This window comes from Streptomyces dysideae (assembly GCF_001514305.1).
In the GTDB taxonomy this organism is placed as follows: domain Bacteria; phylum Actinomycetota; class Actinomycetes; order Streptomycetales; family Streptomycetaceae; genus Streptomyces; species Streptomyces dysideae.
The window spans coordinates 1-11,858 of sequence record NZ_KQ949103.1; the positions used below are offsets into that span (position 1 = coordinate 1).

An 11,858-nucleotide genomic window follows, 5' to 3' on the forward strand; every position below is an offset into this window, starting at 1 on the left:
CCAGGCCTTCGGGCTCGGCTCCTACACGGAACTCCAGTCCTCCAACCCGGCCGTGATCGCCTTCCTCCGCGAGGCCCCCTCGACAGAGGGAAACGCGGACGACCTGGTCCTGTGCGTCAACAACTTCTCCCGCTTCGCCCAGCCCACCGAGCTCGACCTGCGCGCACACAGCGGGCGCCATCCCGTCGAACTCATCGGCGGGGTGCGGTTCCCGGCCATCGGTGAGCTGCCGTACTTGCTGACCCTGGCAGGGCACGGCTTCTACTGGTTCAGGCTCCGCAAGGACGCCGCCTAGAAGCCCGGCGGGGCGGTTTCCCCCGCCCCGCCGGGGGCACGCATCAGTAACACCCCGACCACCCGGGGAAAGGACGCGACGCCATGTCGGAAGCCGTCATCCGTACTGCCACGACAAGTCCCAGCCTCCTTGCGTCCCTGGATCCGCTGCTGCGCGAGTGGCTGCCACGGCAGCGCTGGTTCGCCGGCAAGGGGCGTCCGGTCACCGGGTTCACGCTGGTCGCGGCCACCGAGCTGCTGCCGGGCGGCGGCAAGCTGGGCCTGCACCATCTGCTGGTGCGGGCCCACCAGCCACCGGCCCTGGGCACCTCGCCCCAGCCCGGCGACTGCTACCAGCTCCTGATAGGCGTGCGCGAGGCGCTGCCGCCCCGGCTGGCGCCCGCGCTGATCGGACACGCCGCCGAGGGCCCGCTCACCGGACGGACGGTGTACGACGCCCTCTACGACTCCCGGCCCGCCGAGCTGCTCCTGGAGGCGCTGCGCACCCGGGCCCGGATCGGCGGGCTGCGCTTCGAACGGGACCCGGGCACCGAGATCCGGGACGGTCTGGTGCCCCGGCTGATGACCGCCGAGCAGTCCAACTCGTCGGTCGTCTACGGAGATACGTTCATTCTGAAGCTGTTGCGCCGGATCGTGCCCGGCGTCAACCCCGACCTCGAGCTGCCGCTGGCGCTGGCCCGGGAGGGCTGTGCGCGGGTGCCGGCGCCGACGGCGTGGATACGGGCGGAGCTGGCCGGGGAAGCGTACGTCCTCGGGGTGCTCCAGCCGTACGTCCAGGGCGCGGCGGACGGCTGGGAGCTGGCGCTGCGCGAGCTGGCCAAGGGCGAGGACTTCGCCGCGGAGGCGCGGGCGCTGGGGCGGGCCACCGCCGAGGTGCACACCGCGCTGGCCCGGGCGCTGCCCACGGCCACCCTGGGCCACGCCCAGCTGGAGCTGCTGGTCGGCGGCATGACCGAGCGGCTGGACGCGGCCGCGCAGGCGGTGCCCTCGCTGCGGCCGTACGTGCCCGCGCTGCACTCGGCGTTCGAGGCGCTGGCGGACCTGGCCGCCGAGGGGCGGACCTGGACCGCCCAGCGCATCCACGGTGACCTGCATCTCGGGCAGTGCCTGCGGTCGCCCGGCGGTCAGTGGTCGCTGATCGACTTCGAGGGGGAGCCGTCGAAGCCGCTGGCCGAACGGCGGATGCCGCAGCCGCCGGTGCGGGACATCGCGGGGATGCTCCGCTCCTTCGACTACGCGGCCCACTCGGCCGACCTGGCGGTGCCGGGCTGGACCGAGACCTGCCGGGCCGCGTACTGCTCCGGATACGCCGAGGTCAGCGGCGTGGACCCGCGGACCGATCCGGTGCTGCTGCGGGCGTACGAGACCGACAAGGCGATCTACGAGGTGGTCTACGAGGCCCGCCACCGACCCGACTGGCTGCCCGTGCCGATGGCCGCGATCGAGCGGTATGTGACATCCGACCTGACCTGAGCTTCGCCGAGGAGGCACCACCCGTGACGCCCCGTCCCACGCCGAGCGGTTCGGAACCGAAGAAGTCCGCCGCGAAAGCCGCGAAGAGTGTGAAGAAGGCCGCGGAGAAGGCGGTGACGAAGAAGGCCGCCGCCAAGAAGACGGCCGGTAAGAAGACGGCCGGTAAGAAGGCGGCTGCCCAGAAGGTGCCGGCCCAGAAAACGGCTGCGGAAAAGGCCACCGCCAGGAAAGCGACGAAGAAGGCCGCCGCCAAGAAGGTCACCGTGCCGAGCCCCGCTCCGTCACCGGAGGCTCCCGTCGCCGTCTCCCCCGCCGTGGACGCCGCCGACCGTGAGCGCCTGCTGTCGGGCACCCATCACTCCCCGCACTCCGTCCTCGGCGCCCATCCGATGCCCGGCGGTGTCGCCTTCCGGGTCTTCCGGCCGTACGCCCTGTCCGTCACCGTCGTCTCCGGGGACCTGCGGGCCGAGCTGCACGACGACGGGGAGGGTTTCTTCTCCGGGCTGTTGCCGCTGCGGGAGGTGCCGGTGTACCGGCTGGGCGTGGCGTACGAGGGGGCGGTCGTGGAGACCGAGGACCCGTACCGCTTCCTGCCCGCGCTGGGCGATCTCGACCTGCATCTGATCGGCGAGGGCCGGCACGAGCAGCTGTGGCGGGCGCTGGGCGCCGAGCCGATGACGCACCAGGGCGTGGCCGGTACCCGGTTCACGGTGTGGGCGCCGAACGCGCGCGGGGTGTCGCTGGCCGGCACCTTCAACTTCTGGGACGGTACGGGCTGGCCGATGCGGTCGCTGGGCTCGACCGGGGTGTGGGAGGTGTTCGCGCCCGGGATCGGCGAGGGCGAGCTGTACAAGTTCCAGATCACCCGCCCGGACGGTTCGAAGACGCTGCGCGCGGACCCGCTGGCCCGGCGTACGGAGGCCCCGCCGAACACGTCGTCGATCGTGGACGCCTCGCATCACGAGTGGACGGACGGGGCGTGGCTGGCGCGGCGCGGGGAGACGCCCGCGCACGAGGCACCGTTCTCGGTGTACGAGGTCCATCTGGCGTCCTGGCGACCGGGGCTGACGTACCGTCAACTGGCCGAGCAGCTCCCGGCGTACGTCAGGGACCTCGGGTTCACGCATGTGGAGCTGATGCCGGTCGCGGAGCATCCCTTCGGCGGCTCCTGGGGCTACCAGGTGACCGGCTTCTACGCCCCGACGGCCCGGCTGGGGACGCCGGACGACTTCAAGTACCTGGTCGACGCGCTGCACCGGGCCGGTATCGGGGTGCTGATGGACTGGGTGCCGGCGCACTTCCCGCGTGACGACTGGGCGCTGGCCGAGTTCGACGGGCGTCCGCTGTACGAGCACGAGGACCCGCTGCGGTCCGCGCATCCGGACTGGGGGACGCTGGAGTTCGACTTCGGCCGCCGTGAGGTGCGCAACTTCCTGGTGGCGAACGCCATTTACTGGTGCGAGGAGTTCCACATCGACGGGCTGCGGGTGGACGCCGTCGCCTCGATGCTCTACCTCGACTACTCGCGCGAGCCGGGCCAGTGGATCCCGAACGAGCACGGCGGCCGGGAGAACCTGGACGCGGTGGCCTTCCTCCAGGAGATGAACGCGACCGTGTACCGCAGGGTGCCCGGTGTGGTGACGATCGCGGAGGAGTCCACGGCCTGGGACGGCGTCACCCGTGCCACGCACCACATGGGGCCCGGCGGCTTCGGTGGCCTGGGCTTCGGCCTGAAGTGGAACATGGGCTGGATGCACGACTCGCTGGACTACGTCTCCCACGAGCCGGTCCACCGCAAGTACCACCACAACGAGATGACCTTCTCGATGGTGTACGCGTACAGCGAGAACTACGTGCTCCCCATCTCCCACGACGAGGTGGTGCACGGCAAGCGGTCGCTGGTGTCGAAGATGCCGGGCGACTGGTGGCAGCAGCGCGCCGACCACCGCGCCTACCTCGGCTTCATGTGGGCCCACCCGGGCAAGCAACTCCTCTTCATGGGCCAGGAGTTCGCGCAGGGGGCGGAGTGGTCGGAGGCGCACGGTCCCGACTGGTGGCTGCTGGACCCGGCGTACGGCGCGGAGGCCGACCACCGTGGCGTGCGGGACCTGGTCCGCGACCTCAACACGGTGTACCGGCACACGCCGGCCCTGTGGCAGCGGGACACCGACCCGGCCGGCTTCCGGTGGGTGGTCGGGGACGCGGCCGACGACAACGTCTTCGCGTTCCTGCGCCTCGACTCCGAGGGCACCCCGCTCCTGGCGGTCTCCAACTTCTCCCCCGTCGTCCGCCACGACTACCGCCTCGGCGTCCCCGACGACATCCCGGCCTGGCACGAGACCCTCAACACCGACGCGGCCCGCTACGGCGGCGGCGACGTCACCAACCCCGACCCGGTCAAACCCGACGCAGTGCCCTGGCACGGCCTCCCGGCCAGCATCCGCCTGGCCTTGCCACCGCTGGCCACGGTGTGGCTGCGTCCGGCGTAGCCCATTTCGCCCCCGCCGGCCCTACTCGTCCCATCCCCAGGGGCTCCGCCCCTTCGACCCCGCCAGGGGGCTCCGCCCCCTGGACCCCACCTCCTCAAACGCCGGAGGGGCTGAGAGGACCCAGCCCGTCCGGCGTTTGAGGACGAGGCCGTTCAGGCCGGCTCGGTGATGGCTGTGGCGGACGGGTCGGCCAGCGCCTTCGGCACCTGACCGGTGTGCAGCACGCCCAGCCGCTGGGTCGCCCTGGTCAGTGCCACATACAGGTCGCTCGTGCCGTACCGTCCCGGCTCGACCACCAGCACCGAGTCGAACTCGAGGCCCTTCGCCTGCCGGGGATCGAGAAGTACGACGGTCTGCGTCAGGTCGGGCTCGGCGCCCGCCGTCACTCCGTCCAGGCGGGCGGCCAGCTGTCGGTGCAGGTCACGCGGGGCGATGACGGCCAGCCGGCCCTCGGTGGGGGTGAGTTCGCCGACCGCCTTCGCCACCGCGCCGGGCAGGTCGTCGGTGGCGCGCACCCAGGGCCGTACGCCGGTCGAGCGCACCGAACTCGGCGGCTCGAAGGACGGGTTCTCGGCCCGCACCACGGCCGCCGCCAGCTCCATGATCTCTGCCGGCGTGCGGTAGTTGACGCCCAGGCGGGTGTGCTCCCAGCGGTCCTCGACGTACGGCTCCAGGATGCCCGCCCAGGAGCCGACGCCCGCCGCCTCCGCCGTCTGCGCCGGGTCGCCGACCAGGGTCATCGAGCGGGTCGGGCTGCGCCGCATGAGCAGCCGCCAGGCCATCGGGGACAGCTCCTGCGCCTCGTCGACGACGATGTGCCCGAACGCCCAGGTGCGGTCGGCGGCGGCACGCTCGGCGGCGCTGCGGTGGTCGTCCTCCTCGTGGCGTTCGGCGAAACGCTCGGCGTCGATGATGTCGTGCGCGGAGAGGACCTCGGAGGCCTCCGGGTCGTCGTCTTCCTTGTCGTCGAACTCGTAGGTGCGGGAGGCGTACGAGACGTCCAGCACGCCCTGCGCGTACGCCACCTGGGTCTCCCGCTCACGCTCGGCGCGCGCCCGTGCCACCCGGTCGTCCTCGCCCAGCAGCTCCGCCGCCTCGTCGAGCAGCGGTACGTCCGCCACCGTCCACGCCCGGGTCACCGGGCGGCGGATGGCGGCCGCGTCCTCGTCGCTGACGTATCCCACGGGGTCCGCGAGGAAGTCCGCGACCAGGCGCCGCGGGGTGAGGCGTGGCCACAGCTGGTCGATGGCGGACCAGACTTCGGGGTTCTCGGCGAGTTCGTCGCGGATCTGGGTGATGTCGCTGGCGTCCAGGAGGTTGGAGCCGTCGTACGGGTCGGTGCCGATGCGCTCGGCGACCATGTCCGTGAGGGTGTTGAGGATGTGGCCCTCGAAGTGCTCCCGGGCCACGTTGTGCTGGAGCTTCGCGGCCCGGGTGCGTTCGCGGGCGACGTTCACCAGGTCGTCGTCCAGCATGAGGATCTCGCGGTCGTGCTCGATGGCGATCACCGGGTCGGGCAGCGCCTGCCGGTCGCGTACGACCTCGGTGAGCACGTCGGCCATCACCGCGCGCCCCTTCACGGCCGCCGCCTCGGGGGTGTCCGTGGCCCGCGCCTTCACGCCGGGGAACAGTTCGCCGACCGTGGCCAGCAGCACGCCGGTCTCGCCCAGCGCGGGCAGGACCTCTCCGATGTAGCCGAGGAAGGCGGGGTTGGGGCCGACGATCAGGACGGCGCGCTTGGCGAGCAGCTCGCGGTGTTCGTAGAGGAGATAGGCGGCCCGGTGCAGGGCGACCGCCGTCTTTCCTGTGCCCGGGCCGCCCTCGACCACCAGGACACCCTGGTGCGGGGCGCGGATGATCTCGTCCTGCCCGGCCTGGATGGTCTGCACGATGTCGCTCATCCGGCCGGTGCGCGCGGAGTTGAGCGCGGCGAGCAGCACGGCGTCGCCGGTCGGGTCCTCGTGTCCGGTCCGGGTCGCGTCGCCGAGGTCGAGGATCTCGTCGTGCAGGGCGGTGACCCGGCGGCCCTCGGTGGAGATGTGCCGCCGGCGCCGCAGCCCCATCGGGGTGTGGCCGGTGGCCAGATAGAAGGGGCGGGCGACGTCCGCGCGCCAGTCGATCAGGACCGGTGTGCGTTCGGCGTCGTCGGTGCGCAGGCCGATGCGGCCGATGTGGTGGGTGACTCCCGAGGCGAGGTCGATCCGGCCGAAGCACAGCGAGCCGTCCACGGCGTTCAGCGCGGCCAGCAGCCCCGAGCGCTCGGCGACCAGGATGTCCCGCTCCAGGCGGGCCTGCATGGGCGTGTTGCCCTGAGCGAGCGCGTCCGTGACGCCGGTCTCGGTGTCACCGCGCAGGGCGTCCACGCGCAGGTACAGACCGTCGATGAATTCCTGTTCGCGTCGCATTTCACCGTCTTGCAATTCGGCGTTTGACAATTCCACTCCCGCCCGGATATACTCTGCTCACTGACCTTCTTTGCGACTCAATTCCCATGAAGTCGCGAATCATCGAATATACGCAAAGAAATCCCCCGAGCGCAATTGCTCGGGGGATTTCTCTTTGCCCTGTTCTTGCCCTGGTCGGGTCACAGCACGTCGGACAGCTCCTCCAGCAGCCGCCGCTTGGGCCGCGCCCCCACCATCGACTTCACGGGCTCCCCGCCGCGGAACACCATGAACGTCGGCATCGACAGCACCTTGTACGCGTTCGTGGTCTCGGGGTTGGTGTCCACGTCCAGCTGGACCACCTTGAGCCGCTCGCCCTCCTCGACGGCGAGGGCACTGAGCACCGGTCCCATCTGCCGGCACGGCGGGCACCAGTCGGCGGTGAACTCCACCAGCACCGGCAGTTCCGCCCCGATCACCTCCGCCGCGAAGTCCGCGTCCGTCACCTCGGCCACACCCGCCGCCTTGATCACAGCTCCTGCCCTCCCAGTTCGCACAACGGTGGTTCCTCCTCGACCGTGGCCAGCCGCACCCCGATCTTCGCCCGCACGGCCTGCAACTCCCCGATCAGCTCGTCGAGTTCGGCCAGCTTGCGCCGGTAGACCGCGACCGACGCCGGGCAGGTGTCACCCTCCGGGTGACCGGCCCGCAGACACTCCACGAACGGCCGCGTCTCCTCCAGGTCGAACCCGAAGTCCTGCAGCGTCCTGATCTGCCTGAGCAGCTGCAGGTCGGACTCGTCGTAGCTCCGATAGCCATTCTCGCCCCGCCGCGCGGGCAGCAGCCCCCGCGTCTCGTAGTACCGCAGCGTCCGCGTCGTGGTCCCGGCCCGTGCGGCCAGCTCGCCGATTCGCATGCCTACGAACGTAAGCCTTGACCCCGACGTCAAGGCAACAGCGGTTTCCGCTCCACCGGGGAGGTGAGCACGATCGACGTCGTCGTACGGCCCAGGGCGGAGACCGCTTCGAGGACCTCCTCCAGATGGACGGTGTCCCGGACGGCGGCTTTGAGGATCCAGCAGTCCTCGCCGACCACGTGGTGCACCTCGGTGATCTCGGGGCGCTCCATCAGCTCCAGGGTCCTGGGGTGCCGAAGGTTGTAGCCGCCGTGCGGGTTGACCCGGATGAACGCCTGGATGCCGTACCCGAGGCGGGCGGGCACGACCTGGGCGCCGTAGCCGCTGATCACCCCCGCCGCCTCCAGTCGCCGCACCCGCTCGGTGACGGCGGCCGGACTCAGCCGCACCCGGCGGCCCAGCTCGCTGAGCTTGATCCGCCCGTCCGTCTGGAGGAGCTGCAGGATCTGCCGGTCCAGCGCGTCGAAGGCCACCGACGTTTCGCTGGCAGCGGCGCGCAACTGCCGTGGTTCTTTCGGCGCGGCGGCTGGAACTCCCATGGTTCCCCCTTCAGGACGTGGCTGTACGCCGGGAGAATTATGGTCATGAAAAAGGCGCGAGAGGTAAAGGCACGAGAGGTACTGGTCATCGGCGGGAACCGCTATTTCGGCAAGCGGCTGATCACACGTCTGCTGGCCGCCGGAGACCGGGTGACGGTACTCAACCGCGGGTCGTCACCGCCGCCCGCCGGTGCCGTTCATCTCATCGCCGACCGCGACGACGAGAAGTCACTCACCGAGGCACTCGGCGCACGCACCTTCGACGTCGTCGTCGACCAGGTCTGCTACACCCCGCGCCAGGCGGCGATCGCCCGCCGGGTCCTCGCGGGGCGCACGCGGCGCTATGTGCTGACGTCGACGGTGGAGGTCTACGAGTACGAGGACTCGCCCGGTCTCGTCCACGAGGACGCCGTGGATCCGCGCACGGTCACCGTGGACCTCGAACTCCCCTGGGACGACCCGGACTTCCTCGAAGAGCACTACGGCGAGGGCAAGCGGCAGGCGGAAGCGGTCTTCGCGGCCGACCCCGCCTTCCCGTACGCGGCGGTGCGCGTCGCCCATGTGCTGGGCGGGGCCGACGACTTCACCGGGCGGCTGGAGCACTACGCCGACCGGATCCGCAAGGCCGAGCCGATCGCCGTGCCGGCCGTGAACCACCCGGCGACCTACATCCACGTCGAGGAGATCGCCGGCTTCCTGGCCTGGGCGGCGGGCGCGGACTTCACCGGCCCGGTCAACGCGGCCTCCCACGGCGTAGTGACCACGGCGGAGCTGTGCGCGGCGGTGGCCGCCCACATACCCGACGGCAGGACCGACTTCCAGCCCGTCGAGGTGGGCGAGGTCTCCCCGTTCTCCTTCACTCGCTCATACGGCATGGACAACTCCCTTGCCACTGCGCTCGGTTACCCCTTCGGCGACGTACGGCGATGGCTGCCGCGAGCCGTGGCCGAGACCCTCGGAAAGGACGGCGTCTGACATGCGTCACCGCACCCTCGGCGACCTGCGCGTGAGCGCGATCGGGCTCGGCGCGATGCCCCTGTCCCTCGAAGGCCGCCCCGACGAGGCACGCGCCCTGGCCACCGTGCACGCGGCGCTCGACGCGGGCGTGACCCTGCTGGACACGGCCGACTCGTACCACCTGCCGGGCGCCGAACCCGGCCACAACGAACGCCTGGTGGCCCGCGCACTCGCCGCGTACGGCGGAGACCCGGACGGCGTGCTGGTCGCCACGAAGGGCGGCCGGGGCAGACCGGCCGACGGCAGCTGGACGGTCACGGGCACACCACGCCACCTGAAGGCAGCCGCGGAAGCCTCGCTGAAGCGACTGGGCGTGCCGGCGATCGGCCTCTACCAGCTGCACAAGCCCGATCCCCGGGTTCCCTTCGAGGAGTCGGTGGGCGCGCTGCGCGAGCTGCTCGACGAGGGCAAGATCCGCCTGGCCGGTATCTCCAACACGGACGCGGCCCAGATCCGCGTGGCCCGTGAGATCCTCGGCGACCGTCTGGTGTCGGTACAGAACCAGTACTCGCCCGCCGTCCAGGACAGCGCGGCCGAGCTGGAGCTGTGCGCGGAACTGGGGCTGGCGTTCCTGCCGTGGAGCCCGCTGGGCGGCATCTCCCGCAGCTCGCTGGACGGGCCGTCGGGGACGGAGGGAGTGGAGGGGGTGGAGAGGGCGGAACGTTTCGGTGCCTTCCATGCTGTGGCGGCCGAGCGCGGGGATGTCAGTCCTCAACAGGTCTGCCTGGCCTGGCTGTTGGCGAGATCACCGGCCGTGATTCCGATCCCGGGGGCCAGCCGTCCGGAGACGGTCCGGGACTCGGCGGGGGCGGTGGATCTGGTGCTGGGGGCGGAGGAGTTGGCGCGGCTGGAGGGGGCGGTTGCCGAGGCCGCCCGCGGGGCGGGGGGACAAGCGGGGTGACAAGCCGCTTGCCTGGGCGCTGGACGGTTGCACGGGACGGGGCCAGTCGGGAGGGCGGGGCGGGCCTTGCGGAGCGGCCACGAGACGCCCGGAACCCGGCCCCCGGCCCCCGGAACCCGGAACCCGGAACCCGGAACCCGGAACCCGGAACCTGGAACCCGGAACCTGGAACCTGGAACCGAGGAAACAAGAAACCGAGCGGTCAGGTCCACGGGGGAGGACCTGACCGCTCGGCGTCTTTCGTGTGAAGCCCCGGCGCGTGCGACGCGCCGCCGTACGGGCTTCGGGTGACCGGGCAGCTGAGCGAACGGGGGAGCACCTCAGCCGCCCGGAGTCATGGCGAGCTAGGCCTTGGCCAGCTCCTTGTCACCGTCCTGCTCGGCCACCTCGGCAGGGGCGGTGCCATGGCCGTCGTCCAGGAGCGTCGCCTCGTCGAAGGGCAGGTGGCCGCCGAGGACCTGGTCGACGCGGGTGCGGTCGATCTCCTTGGTCCAGGTGCCGATCAGGACCGTGGCCACGGCGTTGCCCGCGAAGTTGGTCAGGGCGCGGGCCTCGCTCATGAAGCGGTCGATGCCGACGATGAGGCCGATGCCGTCCACCAGGGCGGGCTTGTGCGACTGGAGACCGCCGGCCAGCGTGGCCAGACCCGCGCCGGTGACACCGGCGGCGCCCTTGGAGGCGACCAGCAGGAAGAGCAGCAGTGGGATCTGCTCGCCGACGGACATCGGCGTACCCATGGCGTCGGCGATGAACAGCGAGGCCATGGTCATGTAGATCATGGTGCCGTCGAGGTTGAAGGAGTAGCCGGTCGGGACGGTGATGCCGACGACGGGCTTGCTGACACCCATGTGCTCCATCTTCGCGATGAGGCGCGGCAGCGCGGACTCGGAGGAGGAGGTGGACAGAATCAGCAGGAACTCACGGCCCAGGTACCTGAAGAGCGTGAGGATGTTCATGCCGGCGACGATCCGCAGCAGCGCGGCGAGCACGATGAAGACGAACAGGAAGCAGGTGGCGTAGAAGCCGAGCATCAGCACGGCGAGGCTCTTGAGAGCGTCCACACCCGCGGAGCCCGTGACGGCGGCGATGGCACCGAAGGCACCGATCGGCGCGGCCCACATGACCATGGCGAGGATGCGGAAGACGAGCCGCTGGATGTGCTCCACACCGCGCAGGATCGGCTGACCGGCGTCACCCATGGCCTGCAGAGCGAACCCGGCGAGCAGGGCGACGAGCAGGGTCTGCAGCACCTCGCCACCGGTGAAGGCGGAGACGATCGTGGTCGGGATGATGCCCAGCAGGAACTCGGTGGTGTCCTTGGCCTCGGCGTCGACCTGTGCGTGACCGACGTCCTTCACGGCGTCGGTGACGGCGAGCCCGGTGCCCGGCTCGAGGATGTTGCCGACGACCAGGCCGATGCCCAGCGCGACCAGCGACATGATCGTGAAGTAGACCAGCGCGATACCGCCGACGGCACCGACCTTGGCGGCCTTCCGCACGGAACCGATGCCCAGGACGATCGTGCAGAAGATGATCGGCGAGATCATCATCTTGATCAGGTTCACGAACCCGGTGCCGATGGGCTTCAGCTCGACGGCGAGGTCGGGCGCGGCCAGCCCCACGGCGATGCCGGCGGCGACCGCGATGATCACCGCGATGTACAGATAGTGGGTCCGGTCCCGCTTGGCGCGGGGTGCGACAGGTGCCGTATCGGGGGTGCTTGCGGCGGCCACGGCTGCCCTCCTTGACGTCTTCGTCGGCATCACCGGCGTGCGGCTCACGTCCGGGGGATGAGGATTGGGTGGTGATCGACAGTCACGCCCGGTTGGGGGGACGGGACGAACG

The 11,858-nt window shown here is 70.9% G+C and carries 10 protein-coding genes; 5 read left to right on the forward strand and 5 right to left on the reverse strand.

The genetic code is table 11. From position 1 onward, the window contains the following. The 3 genes from AQJ91_RS34335 to glgB all read left to right on the forward strand — a co-directional run. Positions 1 to 295: alpha-glucosidase C-terminal domain-containing protein (locus tag AQJ91_RS34335; protein WP_199848093.1), on the forward strand; the 295-nt coding region annotated here is incomplete at its 5' end. Between the two features lie 83 nt (positions 296 to 378). Then, positions 379 to 1,767: a maltokinase N-terminal cap-like domain-containing protein gene (locus AQJ91_RS34340; protein WP_067029437.1), complete on the forward strand. Its 1,389-nt coding sequence runs from the start codon at positions 379 to 381 to the stop codon at positions 1,765 to 1,767. A gap of 23 nt (positions 1,768 to 1,790) precedes the next feature. Then, positions 1,791 to 4,256, forward strand: a complete 2,466-nt coding sequence (gene glgB, locus AQJ91_RS34345) for a 1,4-alpha-glucan branching enzyme (RefSeq protein WP_079085427.1) — start codon at positions 1,791 to 1,793, stop codon at positions 4,254 to 4,256. A gap of 152 nt (positions 4,257 to 4,408) precedes the next feature. Here the strand turns inward: glgB and AQJ91_RS34350 are convergent, their stop codons facing one another. The 4 genes from AQJ91_RS34350 to AQJ91_RS34365 form a co-directional block, all read right to left on the reverse strand. Continuing rightward, positions 4,409 to 6,661: a HelD family protein gene (locus AQJ91_RS34350; protein WP_067029439.1), complete on the reverse strand. Its 2,253-nt coding sequence runs from the start codon at positions 6,659 to 6,661 to the stop codon at positions 4,409 to 4,411. A 179-nt stretch (positions 6,662 to 6,840) separates the two neighbouring features. Next, positions 6,841 to 7,155: a thioredoxin family protein gene (locus AQJ91_RS34355; RefSeq protein ID WP_067029645.1), complete on the reverse strand. Its 315-nt coding sequence runs from the start codon at positions 7,153 to 7,155 to the stop codon at positions 6,841 to 6,843. 14 nt (positions 7,156 to 7,169) lie between these two features. Next, complete coding sequence (locus tag AQJ91_RS34360) at positions 7,170 to 7,556, reverse strand: MerR family transcriptional regulator (RefSeq protein ID WP_067029441.1); 387 nt, start codon at positions 7,554 to 7,556, stop codon at positions 7,170 to 7,172. Positions 7,557 to 7,585: 29 nt separating this feature from the next. Next, a complete protein-coding gene (locus tag AQJ91_RS34365) occupies positions 7,586 to 8,095 on the reverse strand; it encodes an Lrp/AsnC family transcriptional regulator (RefSeq protein ID WP_199848094.1) in 510 nt (169 codons plus the stop codon). A gap of 45 nt (positions 8,096 to 8,140) precedes the next feature. Here AQJ91_RS34365 and AQJ91_RS34370 point away from each other — a divergent pair, with 45 nt between their 5' ends. Continuing rightward, a complete protein-coding gene (locus AQJ91_RS34370) occupies positions 8,141 to 9,070 on the forward strand; it encodes an NAD-dependent epimerase/dehydratase family protein (protein ID WP_407696966.1) in 930 nt (309 codons plus the stop codon). Between the two features lies 1 nt (position 9,071). Then, the gene (locus tag AQJ91_RS34375) at positions 9,072 to 10,013 is read left to right on the forward strand and encodes an aldo/keto reductase (RefSeq protein WP_067029447.1); all 942 of its coding nucleotides are present in this window, start codon (positions 9,072 to 9,074) and stop codon (positions 10,011 to 10,013) included. A 344-nt stretch (positions 10,014 to 10,357) separates the two neighbouring features. Here the strand turns inward: AQJ91_RS34375 and AQJ91_RS34380 are convergent, their stop codons facing one another. Next, positions 10,358 to 11,776 carry a cation:dicarboxylate symporter family transporter gene (locus AQJ91_RS34380; RefSeq protein WP_067029449.1) on the reverse strand — a complete coding sequence of 473 codons (1,419 nt, stop codon included), beginning with the start codon at positions 11,774 to 11,776 and terminating at the stop codon, positions 10,358 to 10,360. Positions 11,777 to 11,858 lie beyond the last annotated feature (82 nt).